Origin of the sequence: Halopenitus salinus (assembly GCF_042662125.1) — an archaeon.
Classification (GTDB): Archaea; Halobacteriota; Halobacteria; order Halobacteriales; family Haloferacaceae; genus Halopenitus; species Halopenitus salinus.
This window is the reverse complement of record NZ_JBHSXL010000008.1, coordinates 12,683-29,956: the sequence shown is the minus strand read 5'-3', so window position 1 is coordinate 29,956 and position 17,274 is coordinate 12,683. Positions and strand designations below refer to the sequence as shown.

The 17,274-nt window shown below is 68.7% G+C and carries 18 protein-coding genes; 8 read left to right on the top strand and 10 right to left on the bottom strand.

Annotated features, from left to right (window positions below; genetic code table 11):
• Positions 1 to 93: 93 nt before the first annotated feature.
• Positions 94 to 453 carry a 4a-hydroxytetrahydrobiopterin dehydratase gene (locus tag ACFQE9_RS08430; RefSeq protein ID WP_379743179.1) on the top strand — a complete coding sequence of 120 codons (360 nt, stop codon included), beginning with the start codon at positions 94 to 96 and terminating at the stop codon, positions 451 to 453.
• Between the two features lie 11 nt (positions 454 to 464).
• On the opposite strand, the gene ACFQE9_RS08425 is transcribed toward ACFQE9_RS08430, so the two are convergent.
• Both ACFQE9_RS08425 and ACFQE9_RS08420 read right to left on the bottom strand, forming a co-directional pair.
• Positions 465 to 710 (bottom strand): hypothetical protein, encoded by a 246-nt coding sequence (locus ACFQE9_RS08425; protein WP_379743176.1) that lies wholly within the window; start codon positions 708 to 710, stop codon positions 465 to 467.
• The gene (locus ACFQE9_RS08420) at positions 710 to 991 is read right to left on the bottom strand and encodes a zinc ribbon domain-containing protein (protein WP_379743173.1); all 282 of its coding nucleotides are present in this window, start codon (positions 989 to 991) and stop codon (positions 710 to 712) included. Before ACFQE9_RS08420 ends, ACFQE9_RS08425 begins: the two co-directional genes overlap by 1 nt.
• A 146-nt stretch (positions 992 to 1,137) precedes the next feature.
• Between ACFQE9_RS08420 and ACFQE9_RS08415 the strand changes: the two genes are divergently transcribed.
• Positions 1,138 to 2,328 (top strand): MFS transporter, encoded by a 1,191-nt coding sequence (locus ACFQE9_RS08415; RefSeq protein ID WP_379743170.1) that lies wholly within the window; start codon positions 1,138 to 1,140, stop codon positions 2,326 to 2,328.
• Positions 2,329 to 2,393: 65 nt separating this feature from the next.
• Positions 2,394 to 3,470: an archaeosine biosynthesis radical SAM protein RaSEA gene (locus ACFQE9_RS08410; protein WP_379743167.1), complete on the top strand. Its 1,077-nt coding sequence runs from the start codon at positions 2,394 to 2,396 to the stop codon at positions 3,468 to 3,470.
• Positions 3,471 to 3,531: 61 nt separating this feature from the next.
• On the opposite strand, the gene ACFQE9_RS08405 is transcribed toward ACFQE9_RS08410, so the two are convergent.
• Both ACFQE9_RS08405 and ACFQE9_RS08400 read right to left on the bottom strand, forming a co-directional pair.
• Positions 3,532 to 4,818 (bottom strand): MFS transporter, encoded by a 1,287-nt coding sequence (locus tag ACFQE9_RS08405; RefSeq protein WP_379743165.1) that lies wholly within the window; start codon positions 4,816 to 4,818, stop codon positions 3,532 to 3,534.
• Positions 4,819 to 4,988: 170 nt separating this feature from the next.
• The gene (locus ACFQE9_RS08400) at positions 4,989 to 6,041 is read right to left on the bottom strand and encodes an enolase-like domain-containing protein (RefSeq protein ID WP_379743162.1); all 1,053 of its coding nucleotides are present in this window, start codon (positions 6,039 to 6,041) and stop codon (positions 4,989 to 4,991) included.
• Between the two features lie 158 nt (positions 6,042 to 6,199).
• Here ACFQE9_RS08400 and ACFQE9_RS08395 point away from each other — a divergent pair, with 158 nt between their 5' ends.
• Positions 6,200 to 6,784, top strand: coding sequence for a DUF2150 family protein (locus tag ACFQE9_RS08395; protein ID WP_379743159.1), 585 nt, complete (start codon positions 6,200 to 6,202; stop codon positions 6,782 to 6,784).
• 18 nt (positions 6,785 to 6,802) lie between these two features.
• Here the strand turns inward: ACFQE9_RS08395 and ACFQE9_RS08390 are convergent, their stop codons facing one another.
• Both ACFQE9_RS08390 and ACFQE9_RS08385 read right to left on the bottom strand, forming a co-directional pair.
• On the bottom strand, positions 6,803 to 8,425 hold the full coding sequence (locus tag ACFQE9_RS08390; protein WP_379743156.1) for a hypothetical protein: 1,623 nt from the start codon (positions 8,423 to 8,425) through the stop codon (positions 6,803 to 6,805).
• A gap of 128 nt (positions 8,426 to 8,553) precedes the next feature.
• Positions 8,554 to 10,227, bottom strand: coding sequence for a thiamine pyrophosphate-binding protein (locus tag ACFQE9_RS08385; protein ID WP_379743153.1), 1,674 nt, complete (start codon positions 10,225 to 10,227; stop codon positions 8,554 to 8,556).
• A gap of 193 nt (positions 10,228 to 10,420) precedes the next feature.
• On the opposite strand from ACFQE9_RS08385, the gene ACFQE9_RS08380 reads away from it, so the two are divergent.
• On the top strand, positions 10,421 to 11,683 hold the full coding sequence (locus tag ACFQE9_RS08380) for a Zn-dependent hydrolase (RefSeq protein ID WP_379743150.1): 1,263 nt from the start codon (positions 10,421 to 10,423) through the stop codon (positions 11,681 to 11,683).
• A 30-nt stretch (positions 11,684 to 11,713) separates the two neighbouring features.
• Here the strand turns inward: ACFQE9_RS08380 and thiM are convergent, their stop codons facing one another.
• Together thiM and thiE are read right to left on the bottom strand one after the other, a co-directional pair.
• Positions 11,714 to 12,589, bottom strand: coding sequence for a hydroxyethylthiazole kinase (thiM, locus tag ACFQE9_RS08375; protein WP_379743147.1), 876 nt, complete (start codon positions 12,587 to 12,589; stop codon positions 11,714 to 11,716).
• Positions 12,579 to 13,217, bottom strand: a complete 639-nt coding sequence (gene thiE, locus ACFQE9_RS08370; protein WP_379743144.1) for a thiamine phosphate synthase — start codon at positions 13,215 to 13,217, stop codon at positions 12,579 to 12,581. The genes thiM and thiE overlap by 11 nt, the downstream gene beginning before the upstream one ends.
• 26 nt (positions 13,218 to 13,243) lie before the next feature.
• Here thiE and ACFQE9_RS08365 point away from each other — a divergent pair, with 26 nt between their 5' ends.
• On the top strand, positions 13,244 to 13,846 hold the full coding sequence (locus ACFQE9_RS08365; protein ID WP_379743141.1) for a hypothetical protein: 603 nt from the start codon (positions 13,244 to 13,246) through the stop codon (positions 13,844 to 13,846).
• A 30-nt stretch (positions 13,847 to 13,876) separates the two neighbouring features.
• Here the strand turns inward: ACFQE9_RS08365 and ACFQE9_RS08360 are convergent, their stop codons facing one another.
• Positions 13,877 to 14,539 carry a metalloregulator ArsR/SmtB family transcription factor gene (locus tag ACFQE9_RS08360; protein ID WP_379743138.1) on the bottom strand — a complete coding sequence of 221 codons (663 nt, stop codon included), beginning with the start codon at positions 14,537 to 14,539 and terminating at the stop codon, positions 13,877 to 13,879.
• 186 nt (positions 14,540 to 14,725) lie between these two features.
• On the opposite strand from ACFQE9_RS08360, the gene ACFQE9_RS08355 reads away from it, so the two are divergent.
• Positions 14,726 to 15,868: a CBS domain-containing protein gene (locus tag ACFQE9_RS08355; protein ID WP_379743135.1), complete on the top strand. Its 1,143-nt coding sequence runs from the start codon at positions 14,726 to 14,728 to the stop codon at positions 15,866 to 15,868.
• A 138-nt stretch (positions 15,869 to 16,006) separates the two neighbouring features.
• Here ACFQE9_RS08355 and radB read toward each other — a convergent pair whose 3' ends face one another.
• On the bottom strand, positions 16,007 to 16,717 hold the full coding sequence (gene radB / locus ACFQE9_RS08350; protein ID WP_379743132.1) for a DNA repair and recombination protein RadB: 711 nt from the start codon (positions 16,715 to 16,717) through the stop codon (positions 16,007 to 16,009).
• A gap of 104 nt (positions 16,718 to 16,821) precedes the next feature.
• On the opposite strand from radB, the gene ACFQE9_RS08345 reads away from it, so the two are divergent.
• Positions 16,822 to 17,223, top strand: a complete 402-nt coding sequence (locus ACFQE9_RS08345) for a nuclear transport factor 2 family protein (protein ID WP_379743129.1) — start codon at positions 16,822 to 16,824, stop codon at positions 17,221 to 17,223.
• Positions 17,224 to 17,274: the final 51 nt, after the last annotated feature.

Genomic DNA, 17,274 nt, shown 5'->3' with positions numbered 1-17,274 from the left:
TCGCCAAAGGGGTTGGGATCGGGGGAAACGCCGACTGGATGGCGACACGTCCTCCCGGCAAGATACATGCCGAAAGAGCCCCTACGGACGTACATGACCCCTGAACTCGCGGATCGGGAGTGCGAGGCGTGTTCCTCCGCCGAGGACCCGCTTTCGGCGGACGAGTACGCGGAACTGCTCGACGAACTGGACGACGACGTCTGGACCGTCGTCGACGACCACCACCTCGAGGGGACCTACGCGTTCGAGGACTTCCGGGAGGCGTTGGACTTCACGATAGAGGTCGGCGAACTCGCGGAGGAGGAGTGGCACCACCCCGACGTCCACCTGCGGTGGGGCGAGGTGACGGTGGAGATGTGGACCCACGCGATAGACGGGCTCCACGAGACGGACTTCGTCATGGCGGCGCGGATGGACCGGATCTACGACGACTTCGCCGACTCGGAGGAGTGATTCGAACTCGGCTACTTCCAGCCGCCGCGCCCGGCGGTCGAATCCCCGTCTTCGCTGCCCCACTCGTCGCCGTTAGCCCTCGGCTCGTCATCGGCCTCGCGAACACCCTCGTCGGCGTCGCGTCGAGCGGCTCGTTCGGCGCTTCGTCTGTCCATCACCTCGCGGCGGTCGTGTTCCGAGCGCACGAGGAGGTAGAGGACGACCGGCGCGACGATCGCGAGCAGGATTACGATGGAGACGAGTCCCGCCCCCGCCATCACCCGAGGAAGACGTCGACGATGTCGCTCGCTCCGGAGGTGGTGTCGCGGTAGAGCTCCGAGTAGCCGCAGTTGGTACACGAGACGACCTTGAAGCTGTTCGTCTGGATGTCGAACATCTTCGAGAGGCCGCCGCCGGTCGTCGAGATCGCGCCGACCTCGGTTTCGCCGTGGCCGCACTTCGGACAGCCGGGATCGTCGCCGGCGTCGTCGGGATCGTCGATCGCGTCGTCGTTGGTCGATTCGATCTCGCTGGAGGGCGAGTCTGAATGCGGGGCCATGTTCGGCGATCGATCGGTGACCGTAATCAATCTTCTCCCGACGCGCCTCGCGGCGGCTCTCGGGCATCCGTCGGGTGCGTCCGTTCACCGGCAACCGATCGCCGGGACCCGCACGTTCTTTGCCGCGGGATCGATACCCGAGTACGGTGCAGGCTCGCTGGCTCCCGACGTGGCGGTATCGCGACACCGTCCTCACGCTGTGTACGCTCGCGTTCCTCGTCACGATGGTCGGCCGCCTGGCGATCAGCCCGGTCGTGCCGGCGATCACGGACGAGTTCGGGGTCTCGAACGCCGCCATCGGCGTCGCCCTGAGCGGGATGTGGCTCGCCTACGGGCTCGTCCAGTATCCGAGCGGGGTGCTCGCCGACCGCTACGGCGACCGGACGGTCGTCCTCGTCTCCGTCGGCGGGACCGCGGTCGCCTGTCTGGTCGTGGCGCTGGCGCCCGTCTTTCCCGTCTTCTTCCTCGCCGCGATCCTGCTCGGCGCGCTTGCGGGACTCCACTTCAGCGTCGCCACGACGCTCGTCTCGCGGCTCTACGACGACGTGGGAAGCGCGATCGGGATCCACAACGCCGGCGGGACGGTCGCGGGGCTCGCGACGCCCGTCGCCGTCGCCTGGATCGCGAACCGGTACGGGTGGCGACCGGCGGTCGCGATCACCGCCGCGATCGGGATCCCAACGGTCGTGCTGTTCGCCTGGCGCGTGCGGCCGGTCGATCCACGCCGGATCGACGAGTCGCTTCGCGACCGGTTTCGACTCGAGCCGATGGTCGACCTGCTCTCGCGGCCCTCGATCCTCTTTACGCTCTGGCTCGCCCTCGTCGGCGAGTTCGCCTGGCAGGGGGTCGCCTCGTTCCTGCCGACCCTGCTCGTCGAGCGCCACGGCTACTCGACCGCGCTCGCCGGCGCGCTCTTCTCGCTGTACTTCGTCGCCCAGGGGATCGGCCAGGTCGGCGTCGGGATCCTCGCGGACCGCCTGGGACGCGACGGGGTCACTGCCGGCTGCATGCTCGCCGGCGTCGTCGGGATCGCGGCGTTGACGCTCGAGGACGGGCTCGTCGTCCTCGCGGTCGGGTCGGTCCTCGTGGGCTTCGCCATGAGCTTCGGCCCGGCCGTGTTGCCCCGGTTCTTCGAGGAGATGACGGCCGACGAACGAAGCGCCGGATTCGGGCTCGTTCGGACCGTCTACATGATCGTCGCCTCGCTGGGATCCGTCGTGATGGGGTTCCTCGCCGACCGGTTCGACTGGGGGATCTCCTTCGGGTTCCTCGCCGTCCTCCTTGCGCTCGTCGCCGTCTCGCTCGCGGTCAACTGGGCGCTCGACCTCGACTACTGATCCGAACCGGCCGCGGCTCCCGCCGGACGAAGCGGCTTTAGGCGGTCGTCCCGGATCGGGACGTAATGAGCACTCCGACCCCCGACGCCTACGAGCAGGGGCGCGGCATGGACGCGCACAACGCCGTGATGCGCGACGTCCGCGCCGAGCGCGAGGAGACCTACGACCCCCACGAGCCGACCCGGGTGTGGATCGACGAGGACAACACCCCCGACGGCGTCCGCCAGTCGCTCACGATCATCCTCAACACCGGCGGCTGCCGGTGGGCCCGCGCCGGCGGCTGTACGATGTGCGGCTACGTCGCCGAATCCGTCGAGGGCGGCAGCGTCCCCCACGAGGCGCTGATGGACCAGATCGACGCCTGCCTCGCCCACGAGCGGAACAACGCCGAGTACCCCTCGGAGCTCGTCAAGATCTACACCTCCGGATCGTTCCTCGACGAGCGCGAGGTCCCCGCCGAGACGCGCGCCGCCATCGCCGATACCTTCGCCGATCGCGACCGGATCGTCGTCGAGTCGCTGCCCGACTTCGTCGAGGCGGATTCCGTATCGGATTTCACCGAGGTCGGCCTCGAGACGGACGTCGCAATCGGTCTGGAGACGGCCACCGATCGCGTCCGCCGGGACTGTGTGAACAAGTACTTCGAGTTCGCGGACTTCGAGGCCGCCTGCGCGGAGGCCGTCTCCGTCGGCGCCGGCGTGAAGGCGTACCTCCTGATGAAGCCGCCGTTCCTCGCGGAGCCCGAGGCGGTCTCGGACATGGTTTCCTCCGTGCGCCGCTGTGTCGACGTCGAGGGATGTCACACCGTCTCGATGAACCCGTGTAACGTCCAGCGGTACACGATGGTGGACGAGCTGTTCTTCGAGGGGGGCTACCGGCCGCCGTGGCTCTGGAGCGTCGCACACGTCCTCGAGGAGACCGCCGACGTCGACGGGATCGTCGTCTCCGACCCGGTCGGACACGGCTCCGACCGCGGCGCGCACAACTGCGGGGAGTGTGACGACCGCGTCCAGACCGCGATCAAGGACTTCGACCTCCGACAGGACCCGAGCGTCTTCGAGCAGGTCTCGTGTGCGTGCGAGCGCACCTGGGAGCACGTGATGGCCGAGGAGACGTCCTACAACATGCCGCTCACCCGGTGAGACGGGCGTCGGATGGCCTTCCACGGCTCGGGACGTGGCCGTGCGGCTCGGTCCGCACGACTCAGGCCGTTCGGTGGATCCGGACCGCACAGACCAACGCCACGACGCCGGCGAGCGTCCCGATCGCGAACGCGACGCGGTAGCCGGCCATCGTGTACACGCGGACGCCGTCGAGCAGTTCGCCGGTCCAGTAGACGTCGAGGACCCAGCCCATGAGCGTCGGGAACGACGCCGCCCCGAAGAACGCGGCCCCGTTTATCGTCCCCAACGCGATCCCGCTCGCGCGCTCGTCGAAGCGCTCGCGGACCATCGGGTAGGTCAACACGACGGCGCCGAAGAGGGCGCCGACCAGGAAGAACGCCGCTCCGACGACGACGAGCGGGGGGTCGCCGAGGAGTGCGATGGTCCCGACGGCGATCGTATACCCCACCGTCGACGCGAGGATGAACTCCGAGCGACGGCCGATCCGATCCGTGACCCACCCGAACGCCGGGGGACCGATCACCGTCCCGATCCCGCCGAGCAGCGTGATCGTCGAGGCGGTCGTCACGCTCACGCCGTAGACCTGGACGACGTAGGGGATCCCCCACAGGCCGAGCAGGGTCAAGTTGATCCCGCCGACGCAGTAGAGCATCACCGCGGCGACCCAGATCCATCGGTCGGCGAGGATCCGGCCGAGATACGTCCGTATCTCCCCGACCGAGGGCCGTGACTGTTCCGGAGTGTCCTCGATCGGCTCCAGCCCCGCGTGCTCGGCCGAGTCGCGGACGAGGAGAACGACGAGCGCCGACATGGCCAGCCCGAACCCCGCGAGTCCGAGGAGGACCGTCCGCCAACCCGCGAGCGAGACCGCCACGGCGAGCGGCGTCGTCGCGAGGATGCCGCCGACGCCGCTCACCCCGAAGGAGATCCCGTTCATCGTGCCGAACTCGTCGACGCGGTACCAGTTCGCACAGAAGCCGAGCAGCGAGACGAAGATGACGCTCCCGCCGAGGCCCACCAGGAACCGGCCGCCCAGCGCCGAGACGTAGGTGTCCGCGAGCGCGAACCAGATCGCCCCGACGTTCATCACGGCCCCGCCGCTCGCTGCCGTCATCCTGGGGCCGATCCGGTCGACGAGCACGCCGGTCGGGATCTGCAACAGCGCGTAGACGAGAAAGAACATCGCGTGCAGCGTCCCGAGCTGGGCCCCCGTCGTTCCGAGCGCGTCCATCAGGTCGCCGGCGAGCACCGCCGTCGAGAGCCGGTAGACGTTGACGAGCAGGAACGAGACGGCGAGGATGCCCCACAGCACCCAGCGCCGGCGGTACGGGTCCGACCAGGCGCGGCGGATCGTCGAGTTGCTCACGTCCGATCGACATTCGGTTCGACCGACTTGAAGCTGCACCTTCCGGAGAGGCGCTCGGTTCGTTTCACTCACTTCGCGCCACTCCGACTTCCCGTTCGCTCCGCTCACGGGAATTCCGGAGAGGCGCTTGATTCGTTTCCCGGTGGAGTTCCGGCGGACGCGACGCGTCGCTACTCGCGTTCGATCCGGAACCCGACGACGTCGTCGATCGACAGCGGATTCCCCGGGTACGGCGGCGAGGAGTCCGGGTCGTTGTACGCGCGCGGCGCGACGTCGTTCGGCCCGTTCGGGTACAAAAGCGACGCGAGAAGCTGGATCTGATCGCGACCCACGCCGAGTTCGAACTGCCCGCCTCCGTAGAGTTCGATGTCGTTCCCCAGGCAGTACTCGATCGTTTCCAGAAGCGATCTCAGGGAGCCGAACCGTGAGGGCTTGACGTTACACCACCCGGGATCGACCGGCAGCGACCGAAGGCTCTCGCGGTCGGACACCGGGTAGTCGAAGGCGATCCGGTCGGCCTCCGCGGACAGCGACTCGCGGGTCTCCACCGTGAACGCCGGATCCTCGATGACGACCTCCGGGAACGAGTCGATCACCAGATCGTACAGCTCCGGGTCGGCCGGCACGTCGACGTCCGTCCCCTCGTACCAGCCCTTCAGATCGAGGATGCGGACGGCGTCGGTGTCGGCGATCGCCGCCACCAGATCCGTCGTCCACGCCGGGGTCGGATCGAGCTTGAACTCGAGGTCCGGATCGGCCGACAACAGCCGCTCGATCCGGTCCGCGCTCGGCGGGTCGCCGAGCCGGGTGGAGACCACGAACCGGACCGGCTCGACCTCGCGATCGAGGACGCTCGCGACGTCGGTCCCCGCCTGTCGACACGCCAGATCGAGGGCCGCGCTCTCGTAGGCCCACCGCCGATAGGCCCGCGAGGGCTCCCGTTCGGGCCCGCCGTCCGCGAAGAGGTCGATCTCCCCCAGGTGGTTCGAGAGGGAGTCGATCGTCCACTCGCCCGCGAGGTCGAGGTCCGGCGCCTCGGGGAACCGGTCGTGGTCGACCTCGTCGTAGGTGACGTCCTCGCCGCGTCCAACGGCACCCTCGCCGGAGAGCTCGATCTCGGTCGTGACGCGCTCGAACTCGCTCGTCGTTTCGGCGCGGCGCTGGCGCCGTTCCTCCGTCTCGATGTGAACGGGGAGATCGGCGATCGCGTCGTACAGAGCCATGTCGGGTGGACGGCGCGGATCCACTTGAACTCGGGGACGCGGGTCACGCGTGAGGGAGGCGCGGACGGGCGTCGCATCGACCCGCCCGTCGTGCCACTCCCTCCCGTGAGGATGGCGGATAAGAAAGGCATTTGAGTGGCCCACGAGACGGTTGGTACATGACCGAGGACGCCGACGACGCCGTAGAGACCTTCTACACCGAGGAACGCTGGCAGAACTGGATCACTCGCGTCGAGGAGGAGGACCTTGATCCCGAAAACGAGGACTCCGCCCGTCTGCTCTTGAACCTCCAGGACGACGCCGCCATCGCGGTCGCGAAGATCCTCTCCGCGCTCGACGACGGCCGGATCGACGACGACCGCGCCCTCGAGGAGATCGAGACGGTCCGCGAGATCGTCTTAGCCGACGTCGAACTGGAGGACGAGGAGGAGGCGATGTTGATAGACGGCGTCCAGACGTCCCTCGTCCCCGTCTTCTACGCGGCCGAGGAGTACGTCGTCGGCGGTACGGTCGAGGGCGACCTCGACGAGTACGTCCGCGCGGCCGCCGACGCCGAGGCCGACGAGGACCTCGATGCCGCCCTCGGGTACGTCGTCCAGGCCGGCACGCGCGTCATCGATGGCGACCGCCTCGACATCGAACTCGTCGAGGACCTCGAGTACGGCCTCGTCTCCGAGTGGGTCAACGGCCTCGACTCGCTGCAGTCGGCCATCCAGGACCCCGAGGTCGTCGAGGAGGACTGAGCGGAACCCCGCTCACAGTCAGACGAAGAAGGTCCTCGTGACGCCGTCGGCGAACTGAACGGTGATCACGAAGAAGTCCCCCTCCCTCGGCGTGTCGTCGAACTGGAACGTCACGTCGGTTCCGGTCGCCGGAACGGCGATCTCCTGATCGAGGGGATCGATCGGTCCGGGTATCTCGAATGTCTGTCCCGTCGACGCGAGCGTGGCGGAACTCACGTCTCGATTATTGCCGCCACCTCCTCTACCCGGCGTCTGTTCGAAGTAGAAGTTGAACCCGAGCGCCTCGATCGTCGCCGATTCGCCCGTCGGATTCTCCAGCGGCACCGTGACGCTATCTCCCGAGATGCTCGGGGATCCCGTGGTTATGCTCGCGGAGGCTTGCTCGCCGGGAGCCGGTGTTCCGGTCTCGAGTATCTGTATCTCGGCCGTCGTCGAATCGAACTCCGACGTCGCATCGACCGCCGTCGCGTTCACGCGAACGTCCTCGGTCACGCCCGCCGTGTCGACGCGCACCGACGCGGTCCCCTCGGCGGTCGTCGTGACCTCGTGTGTCGTCCCGAGGCTCTGGCCGTCCGCGTCGACCAGGGTCGCATTGCTCCGGGTGACGTTGAACCGGACCGTCGCCCCCTCCACCGGATTCGTGAACTCGTCTCGAACCCGTGTGGAAACCGCGGTTCGCTGGCCGGCACTCACCGTCCGGTATCCCTCCCCTCGGGAGGTGATGTACGCCGGTTCGGGGTCCTCGACCGTCGACGCCGCATCCGCGCTTCGGACCTCGACGCGCGAGAGACGAAGCTGGTAGGACCGTCCGCCGCCCCCGGCGAGGGTGACGGCGACCCGCTCTGGACCGCCGCCGGTCGTCGCGTTTTCGACGTTCAGGACGCGCGCGTATGTCCCGTTGAGGTCGCGTCCCGTCCGGTCGATCCACCCGTCCGCGGACAGCCCAGCCGGCGTCTCGAGTCGAAGCGTGATGTCCCCGCCGTCGGCCGATCGGATCGTCGTCGCCCGGGTCGAGGCGCTCACGGAGTCGCTCGTGACCGGAACGGTGGACCCCCCCGCGGAGAGGTCGCCGTCGATCGTCGTGAGATGGATCCGTTCGCCCTCCTCGCCGCCGATGAGGGTCTGGCTGGCGAGCGGGATCGGCCGGTCGCCGGCGACGCGATAGGCCTGCTGTCCGGTCACGACCATCGGCTGCGCGTTGAGCACGTTGTAGTTCGGGTCGTAGCGAACGTCACGGGTCGCGTAGCTCCGGTCGCTCACGTTGTTCGCGACGAACGCGCGGGCGTTGTCGGCCTCGGCGTCGACCGCCTCGACGTTCTCGATCGACACGTTCCGCTCCCCCGTCGTCGCGATCCGGTTGGGCGGCGGACCGGGGTTGACGAAGATCGCACGACTCGGGTACTGCACGCCGGTCTTCACCGTCGTTCCGAGGGTTGTATCGCGCTCCGCCGTGGCCAGGACGTCGTTTCGCACGTCCGTGAGGTCCGCCGCCGCCTGCTGGTAGGCGTTGAACTCGACCTGGCGGTTCTGTTCGGGCACGACCGCGACCTGATAGACCGACAGGCCGACGATGAGAAACCCGAACAGGAAGATGACCCCGACCTGTACGGACTGTGCCCGGTCCCCCTCGCGAACGTCCATCGTCCCTTCAAGGGGCGCCCACGGCCATATAGTTGGTCCCCTGCGGACGCCGGATCGACGGCGCCGGCGAACGACCTCGAGGGGGTTCGTTTCGATCGACCCCGAGCACCTCCACACCGCGACGTCGGTCAGTCCCGCACCGCGACGTCGATCACGTTCGCCCCGTCGTCGTCGATCGCCGACTCGAGTTCGTCCACGAGTTCCTCGTAGGTCTCCGCGGACGCGGCGTCGGCGCCGTGGCTCTCGGCGTTCTGCACGAAGTCGACGCCCGGATCGAAGTCCATCATCGAGAACTCCGGATCCTCGCCGCGCTCCCCGAGGACGCGCGCCGCGTTGTCCTTGAGGATCCGGTAGTTGTGGTTGTTCGAGACCAACACGGTGAGATCCACGTCGTAGCGGGCGGCGGAGTACAGCGAGTGCGGGTAATAGAGGTAGGAGCCGTCGCCGACGGTCCCGATCACGGAGCGGGGGTTCTCGCGGTCGTTCTCCGCGATCGCGGCGCCGACCGCCGCCGGGAGACCGTAGCCGAGTCCGCCGGATTTGTTGCCGTGGAGCTGTCTCGGGCCCATCTCGATCTGGGTGTAGAGGGCGCCGCGCGTGGTGACGCTCTCGTCGACGAGGTACGCCTCGGGGGCGACCTCGGCGATCGCGTCCGCCAGCTCGGGCTTCGAGAGGAACCGCTCCGTTTCCGCCCCGTCCCCGTCCGCGTCGTCCGCTCCGCTCGCCTTCGCGGCCTTGAACTCCCGAACCGCCTCGAGACGCCGCTCGCGTTCCGATTCGGGGACCCGATCCTCGACCGCGTCCGCGAGCGCCTCCAGCGTCTCCGAGACGTCGCCGAGCAGGCTTACGTCGACCGGCTCGTTCTTTCCGATCTCCCAGGGGTTCGTCCCGACGGCGACGACGTCGGTATCCGGCGGCGTGATCGGTTCCGTGTGGCCGAGCGTCGGCGTGTGGTGTGAACAGCCGAGCAGGAGCAGCGTGTCGGCGTCGTGGATCTCCCGGAGCGCGTCGGCGCTCTTTCCGGCCGCCGAGATCCACTGGTCGTGGCCGGTCGGGAAGGCGATCGCCGACTGGAGCACCTCGCCGTGGACGCGAGCGCCGGAGGCCTCCGCCAGCCGGACCGCCTCGTCGATGGCGTCCTCGCCGTCCCAGGCGATCTGGGCCCCGGCGATGATCGTCGCCTCCTCCCCGTCGGCGATGATCTCGGCGGCGCGTTCGATCCCTTCGGGTCGGCCGGGACCGAGTTCGGGAGTCGGGGTGTACGGTCGGATCGGCTCCGAGACCTCGCCGAGGAGCGTGTCGACCGGGAACGCAAGGAAGACGGGCCCCATCGGCGGCGTGGTCGCGACCTTGAACGCGCGGCGGAGCATGCTCGGAATGGCGGTCGAGTCCTTCACCTCGGCGCTCCATTTCGTGTACTGCCGGGTCATCTCGACGACGTCGCCCTGGAGGATCGGCTCCTGGTGTTGGGTGGCGGTCTTGTGGGCGCCGGTCGTGACGATCACCGGCGCGTTCGCGCGCGCCGCCCCGTAGAGGTTCCCAAGGCCGTGAGCCATCCCCGGCGCGATGTGGAGGTTGACCACACCGACCGGCGTCTCGTCGCCGTGTTCGCGTCGCGTACAGGCGTATCCGGAGGCCATCCCGACCGCGATGTCCTCGTGGACGCCGAGGACGTACTCGAGGTCGCTGCGGTCGGCCGCCTCGACGATCGGCACCTCGGTCGTTCCCGGGTTCCCGAAGAGGTACTCGACGCCGTACTCCTGTATCGCCTCCACGAAGTAATCCGCACCTGACCGTGTCATATGATGATGATCGATACACCACGGCCCGTGGTTAATTAGCTATCGACCGCGTTCCGGAACCCGCTGCCGGAATCACCCGGATGCGTCCACACCGAACGCCGAACTCGCGTGGTTCCCCCGGTCCGTGCCGTTCGTCGGATCGCGACCCCTTTTCACCGCCACCGTTAACTCGCGACCGGCTGTGGTTGCCACGATGAGCGATCCCGACGGGACGGCGGGCGAGGACGCGCCCGCGCTCACGATCGACGCGGACAGGTTCCGACGGAGCTTCGAGGCGTACTCCGAAATCGGCGCCACGGAGAACGACGGACTCCACCGGCTGGCGCTCTCGGACGCCGACGCGACCGCCCGCGACCGGTTCGTCGACGACCTCCAAGCGCTCGACCTCGCGGTCACGATCGACGAGATGGGCAACGTCTTCGGGCGACGCGAAGGGACCGACCCGGACGCCGATCCGGTTTTGATCGGTTCCCACCTCGACTCCCAGCCCCGGGGAGGCCGATACGACGGCCAACTCGGCGTGCTGGTGGCGCTGGAGACGCTCCGCGCGCTGGACGACCACGGGATCGAGACGACGCGGCCGGTCGAGATCGTGAACTGGACGAACGAGGAGGGATCGCGCTTCGAGAACCCGATGCTCGGCAGCGGCGTGTTCACCGACAACGTCGACCTCGAGGAGGCCTACGACCTGCGCGACGGCGACGGGGTCCGATTCGTCGACGAGCTCGAGCGGATCGGCTATCGCGGCGAGACGTCGTGTGAACCCCGCTCGATCCACGCCTTCCTGGAGCTACACGTCGAGCAGGGACCGACCCTCGAGGAACGCGGTACCCCCGTCGGGATCGTCGAGGGCGTCTTCGGGATGGCCTGGCTCGAGGCGACGATCGAGGGGCGTGCCGACCACGCGGGACCGACCCCGATGCACGCACGCTCCGACGCGCTCGCCGCGGCCGCCGCCGCGATCGACGAGATCGAGGCGCTCCCGGGACGTCTCTCCGAGGACGCGGTCGCGACCGTCGGCCGCCTCGACGTCGAGCCGAACTCGGTCAACGTCATCCCGAGCCGAGCCGAGTTCACGATCGACGTCCGCAGCTACGACGACGCGACGGTCGAGGCGGCCATCGACCGCGCGTCCGCGGAGGTCGAGGCCGCAAGCGATCGCGTGGGCGCCGACGCGAGCGTGTCTGAGCTGTGGCGGATCCCCCACACCGAGTTCTCCTCGCGCGTGTGCGATGCGGCCGCGACCGCGGCTGAGGCGGTCGACGCGGACGCGGAGCGGGTCGTCTCGGGCGCCGGCCACGACGCGAAGTACCTGAACGACGTCACGGACGCCGCGATGCTGTTCGTGCCGAGCGCGGACGGGATCACCCACAACGAGGCCGAGTTCACGCCCTGGGACGACTGCGTGGCCGGCGCGCGGACCTTCGCCGAGGCGACCCGCCGTCTCGCGGCGTGAGTTCCGGTTCCGTTGCGGTCGGTCGACGTCTCATTCCCGGTCGAGGGCCCGGATCCGGTCCCGCACCGGGAGCGTGGGCCGCTCCCGCGCGAGCGCGGCGACGGCGTCAATGAACGCGGTGCGATAGCTGGCCGGACCGGCGACCCCGGGCGCGTCGGCCGCGCGCTCGCCCGCGAACCCGAAGGCGATGACCGCGAGGATCGCGGCGTCCGTCGCGGTCGCCGGCGGCGCGTCCCCGTCGCCGAGGGTCGACGCGAAGGTCGCGAGCGTGCTCCCGAGCATGCAGCCGCTCCCGACGAACGTCCCCATACGCTCGTCCCCGACGGCGAGCTCGTAGGCGCGCTCCGCGGTCGCGACGACGTCCGTCTCGCCGGAGGCGACGACGACGGCGCCGGTCTCGTCGGCCAGCGCCCGCGCGGCGGGACCGATGGAGTCGTGTTCGCCGACCGACTCGACCCCGCGGACGCTCGCCGCCTCGCCCGCCAACCCGGCGATTTCGCCGCGGTTGCCCTTGATGACCGCGACGTCGACGGCCTCGAGGATCCGGTCGACCGCCGAGACGCGAAACGAGGTCGCCCCGTATCCGACCGGATCGAGCACGACCGGCGCGCCCACGTCGTTGGCGCTCTCGCCGGCGGCGATCATCGCACCGACGTCCTCCTCCGTCATCCGGCCCGTGTTACACAGCACGGCGTCGGCGCCGGCGGCCATCTCGCCGGCCTCCGCGGGCGCGTCGGCCATGACGGGCAGCCCGTTCCAACAGAGCGTGACGTTCGCCGTCTCGCTCATCGTCACCTCGTTCGTGAGGTGGTGGACGAGCGGCTCCGAATCGGCGATCGAAGCGAGGGTGTCGGCGAGCGCGTCGCCCGTGATACCCTCGGGAGTCAGGGAGTCCTCACGCGGCATCGACCACGACCTCCCGCAGTCGCCTCGCCGCGGCCTCGGGGTCGTCCGCCGCCGTGATCGCGGAGATGACCGCCACGCCGGTCGCACCGGCCTCGATCACGGCGCCCGCGTTGTTCGCGTCGATGCCGCCGATCCCGACCACGGGGATCTCGACCGCCGCCGCGATCTCCCGGATCCGGTCCGTGCCGATCCCGTCCTTGGCCGCCTCGACGTCCTTCGAGGCGGTTCCGTAGACCGCGCCGACGCCGAGGTAGTCGGCACCGGCCGCCTCGGCGATCTCGGCCTCCCGCACCGTCGACGTCGAACACCCGACGATCGCCCCCTCGCCGAGCTGCTCGCGAGCGACTTGGATCGGGAGGTCGGTCTGTCCGAGGTGAACTCCGTCGGCGTCGACGGCCGCCGCCAGGTCGATCCGGTCGTTGACGATCAACGCCGCGGCCGCCGACCCCGTGAGCTCCCGGAGCCGCTCGCCCAGCCGGTAGCGTTCCCGTGCGCTGCGGTCCTTCTCGCGCAGTTGGACGGCGTCGACCCCGCCGGCGAGCGCCGCCTCGACCACCGCCTCCGTTCCGCGACCGGCCGAGCGGTCCTGCTGGGTGACGAGGTAGGTCCGCCAGTCTCGTGGTTCCATCGCCCGAGCATACAGGACGACCCGTAATGGCGATTCCGGCCGCGGATCCTGGCTTCGCGGGACCGGCGACGGGATCCCGGCACAAGACCCAAGCGTTGTCGGACCGATCCTCGAACATGGACACCTCCATCGACGCGGACCTGGCCTCCGAGTCGGGTTCCGCGGGCGGCTCCGCTCGAGGATCCGGTTCCGTCGACGGGTCCGGCTCCGACGACCGCCCGATCGTCGGCGTGGACGGGCGGGCGTTCTCCGTGCGTGCGTTCGCGATCGCGTTCGTGTCGGTCGCTGCCGGCGGATTTCTCGGTGGAGCCCTCCTCGGGATCGTCCCGCTCGTCGGAGGGACCCTCGGAAATGCGCTCGGGATCGTCGCCGCCGCGTTCCTCGTCGGCGCGGTCGGTGCCGACCGGCGGTACGTTGAGACCGGGCTGGCCGGCGCGGGGATCGGGACGGCGAGCGCGCTCGCCGGGCTCGTCTCGGTCGGCGTCCTCCCCGTCGGCATCCAGTTCCTCCGCGAGTACGGATTCGGCGTGGCGGCCTTCGGCGCGGCCGTCGGGCTCGCCTTGACGCTCGTCGGGTACTACTTCGGACGCGACCTTCGGGACGGACTGACGCGCAACATCGACCGATAGCGAGCCGACGTTCCTCGTTCGATCGCCCGTCTACCGGACCACGAATCGGCCGTTCTCACGCTCGAGGAACCCGGCGTCGTCGAGTCGTGAGAGCGCTCGTTCGACGGACTCGTTCGAGCCCTGTACCCCGGCGGCGATCGCCTCCGGCGACCCGTCCGTCTCGACGACGGCCGCGAGTATCTCCGCGTAAAATCGGCTGTCGGCCTCCGGGCCGAACCGCTCGTCGATCCGCGAGAGGACGTCCTCCATCCGTCCGTGGACCCACCGCTGGGCGAGGGACAGCTCGCGGTCGAGCTCCTGGAGACGTCCGAACTCCCCGGCGAGTTCCGACAGATCGTCGGTATCGCTCTCGTTCGCCGTTTCCACCTCGATGGAGAGATGCGGACATCGGCCGGTCATGTCTAGTCCCGGACTCGCCGGATACGCGCTCTTGGCGCCGAATCCGTACGGGGAGACGCTCACCTCGAGCCGAAGGCTCCGGGAGATGCGGAAGTACTTGCGGCGCGTCCCGTCGGTCGTCGACTCGATGAGGCCGGCCTCCTCGAGCTTTCGGAGGTGGTCGATGACCGCCTTCGGGCTAACGCCCAGGTACTCGGAGATCTCCGTCACGTAACAGGACTTGTGCGAGAGCAGACGGAGGATGCGCCGTCGATTCTCGTTGCCGAGGAGATCGAGCAGCACCGCGGAGTCCATTGACGTGAGGTTAGCGACAGAGACGTATAACCTTGGCTCACCACGCGCTCGGCGAACGAGGTGCCGTTCGCCGGCCGTCTCGTCGCCTTGGGAACGAGGTGCCGTTCGCCGGCCGTCTCGTCGCCTCGAGTCGAGACGATGCCCGTACTTTCAATACCGTTCCGGCTGTAGGTTCGGATTAGGCCCATGAACATCGATGATATCGCGGTGCCGGAGTACGTCGAGGTCGACGTCGACGAGCGTCTCGCAAAGGTCCGCTCCCTCTTCGACCGGGAGAACCCGAAGGGGGTAATCGTCACCGAAGACGGCGAGTACGCGGGCGTCGTCGGCGAGAAACAGCTGATCCGGTCGCGGATGGGCGACGACACGAAGGTCTCCGTGGTGATGAAGCCCGCCCCGGAGATCGATCGCCACGAGGACGTCCGGGAGGCGGCCCGGCTGCTCATCGAGGGCAACGTGAAGATCGCCCCGGTCTACGAGGGCGAGAAGCTCTACGGGATCATCACGGAGGACGGGATCCTCGAGGCCGTCATCGACAGCTTCGATGCGAACACCGTCGACCAGGTGTACACCGCGGACGTCGTCACCATCGGCGAGAAGGAACACGTCGGACAGGCGATAAACCGGCTCCGCAAACACGGCATCTCCCGGCTGCCGGTCAAAAACGAGAACGGGGCGCTTTCCGGGATCGTCACGACCAACGACATCGTCGACTTCGTCGTGCGCGACCAGGACCGCCAGGGCAGCGGCGACCGCGCGGGCGACATCGACCGGATGCTCGATCTCCCCATCTACGACCTGATGTCGAGCCCCACGCTCACCGTCCGCCCCGACGAGACGACGAAGGTGGCCTTGGAGCGCATGTTCGACAACGACATCGCCGGTCTCGTCGTCACCCCGGCGGACGACGAGGACGCCGTCGAGGGGATCATCACCAAGACCGACATCCTCCGGTCGCTCACCTTCACCGAGGAGGAGTCGATGGACGTCCAGATCACGAACATCGAGCTGCTCGATACGATCTCGCGCACCCACGTCATCGAGTCGATCCAGGAGGTCACGAACAAGTACGGCCGGATGCAGGTCCTTCACGCGCACGTTCGCCTGCACGAACACAAGGAGAAGCTCCGGGGCACCCCGCTCATCCAGTGTCAGATCCGGCTCCGCACCAACAAGGGCCAGGTCATGGGAACCGGCGAGGGATACGGCGCCGAACACGCCTTCCACGTCGCGCTCGACAAGCTCGAGCGGAACGTCCTCGAGATGAAGGGCGTCAACGCCGACGAGAAGTACCGCGGACAGCTCCTCCGCAAGCTCGGCGAGCTGTGAGCGGTCGCTCCCGCATCGCCCCCGATCGGCTCTCGGCCGCCTGAACGACGTCGTCCGTCCCTCTTCGTCGTCCGTTCTTTTCGTTCGTCGATCCCCTCCGATCCTACCGATCCCTCACAGCCCGTTCCCATCGATCCCTCACAGTCCGTCCATTCCGGGGCCTCCGTCCGTCCCCTCGATGCCCGACCCGGTGATCCGGAACGTCGCCTGATCGCCGGCCGCTCGCGACCGGTGTTTCTCGAGTGTCGCGCGACGGTTCCCGCCACGGAACCGGTCGAGTCGCAGTATCACCCCGGTCCAGTGTTCGAGCGTGTTCCCGCCGAGCGGCCGCGTTCTATCGCTTTCCGGGTCGGTGTACACCTGGTTGGTGGCGACCACGGCCAGGTCGTGTCGCCGCGCGAGCGAGAGGAGGTGGGTGATCTGGTCGGCGATCGTTCTGAGCGCCTCGCCGCCCTCGACGTCCGCCGCGCGCTCGATCCGGTAGAACCCGGTGGCGGAGTCGAGCACGATCAGATCCGCCTCCGGCGCGAACTCGGCGGCGTCCCGAACCGCCTCCGCCTGGTCGTCGAAGTCGTACGCCTCCGTGATGATCAGTCGCGAGGCCACGGACTCCACGTCGCCGTCGGTTTGTACCTCCGCGATCTGACGAAACCGCTCGATCGACAGCCCCTCGGTGTCTATGTACAGGACGGTCCCGCCTCCGCTCGCCACCTGCACGGCCGCCGACAGCGCGAGGTTGGTCTTTCCGGCCGCCGGCGGACCGTACAACTGGGTGACGACGCCGCGGTCGAACCCGCCGCCGAGCAGGTCGTCGAGCGGCTCACAGCCGATGGGGACGGGATCGCTCACTGGGCCGTCTTCGTCGTCATCGAGTAAAAACCGCGGGGATCGACGGTTCGGCCCCGCCGACCTCGACCCCCCACACGTTTCACTCCGGAGCGTCACCGTCGGGTATGGACGGTCGGAACCGCACGGAGGACCTCACGAATGCGGACCACGCCGACGCCGAACGGCTCGTTCGACGCTACTACGCGCACATCGACGCGGGCGACTACGAGGCGCTCGCGGCGCTTCTGGATCCGGCGTTCGTCCACGACCGGCCCGACCGAACGCTCGACGGCCGCGATCGTTTCGTCGCGTTCATGCGCGATGAGCGGCCGATGACCGACACCGAACACGTCGTGGACGCGGTCTACGCGAACGGTTCGGACCGTGCCGCACGCGGCCGCCTCCTCGATGCCGACGGGGAGGTGCTGTTCGCGTTCCTCGACGTCTTCTCGATCGGCACAGACCGGATCGAGTCGCTTCGAACGTACACGGGGGACGACGAGCCGGCGGACGCGACGAATCGGTGATCTGCCGTCGATGGGCCCGACGAATCGGTGATCTGCCACCCGGGATCGACC

What these genes read in the sequence shown, in the direction of transcription:
- ACFQE9_RS08430 (WP_379743179.1), top strand. Translation starts at nt 94, where the DNA reads ATGACCCCTGAACTCGCGGATCGGGAGTGCGAGGCGTGTTCCTCCGCC.
- ACFQE9_RS08425 (WP_379743176.1), bottom strand. Translation starts at nt 710, where the DNA reads ATGGCGGGGGCGGGACTCGTCTCCATCGTAATCCTGCTCGCGATCGTC.
- ACFQE9_RS08420 (WP_379743173.1), bottom strand. Translation starts at nt 991, where the DNA reads ATGGCCCCGCATTCAGACTCGCCCTCCAGCGAGATCGAATCGACCAAC.
- ACFQE9_RS08410 (WP_379743167.1), top strand. Translation starts at nt 2,394, where the DNA reads ATGAGCACTCCGACCCCCGACGCCTACGAGCAGGGGCGCGGCATGGAC.
- ACFQE9_RS08400 (WP_379743162.1), bottom strand. Translation starts at nt 6,041, where the DNA reads ATGGCTCTGTACGACGCGATCGCCGATCTCCCCGTTCACATCGAGACG.
- ACFQE9_RS08395 (WP_379743159.1), top strand. Translation starts at nt 6,200, where the DNA reads ATGACCGAGGACGCCGACGACGCCGTAGAGACCTTCTACACCGAGGAA.
- ACFQE9_RS08390 (WP_379743156.1), bottom strand. Translation starts at nt 8,425, where the DNA reads ATGGACGTTCGCGAGGGGGACCGGGCACAGTCCGTACAGGTCGGGGTC.
- ACFQE9_RS08385 (WP_379743153.1), bottom strand. Translation starts at nt 10,227, where the DNA reads ATGACACGGTCAGGTGCGGATTACTTCGTGGAGGCGATACAGGAGTAC.
- ACFQE9_RS08380 (WP_379743150.1), top strand. Translation starts at nt 10,421, where the DNA reads ATGAGCGATCCCGACGGGACGGCGGGCGAGGACGCGCCCGCGCTCACG.
- thiM (WP_379743147.1), bottom strand. Translation starts at nt 12,589, where the DNA reads ATGCCGCGTGAGGACTCCCTGACTCCCGAGGGTATCACGGGCGACGCG.
- thiE (WP_379743144.1), bottom strand. Translation starts at nt 13,217, where the DNA reads ATGGAACCACGAGACTGGCGGACCTACCTCGTCACCCAGCAGGACCGC.
- ACFQE9_RS08365 (WP_379743141.1), top strand. Translation starts at nt 13,244, where the DNA reads ATGGCGATTCCGGCCGCGGATCCTGGCTTCGCGGGACCGGCGACGGGA.
- ACFQE9_RS08360 (WP_379743138.1), bottom strand. Translation starts at nt 14,539, where the DNA reads ATGGACTCCGCGGTGCTGCTCGATCTCCTCGGCAACGAGAATCGACGG.
- ACFQE9_RS08355 (WP_379743135.1), top strand. Translation starts at nt 14,726, where the DNA reads ATGAACATCGATGATATCGCGGTGCCGGAGTACGTCGAGGTCGACGTC.
- ACFQE9_RS08345 (WP_379743129.1), top strand. Translation starts at nt 16,822, where the DNA reads ATGGACGGTCGGAACCGCACGGAGGACCTCACGAATGCGGACCACGCC.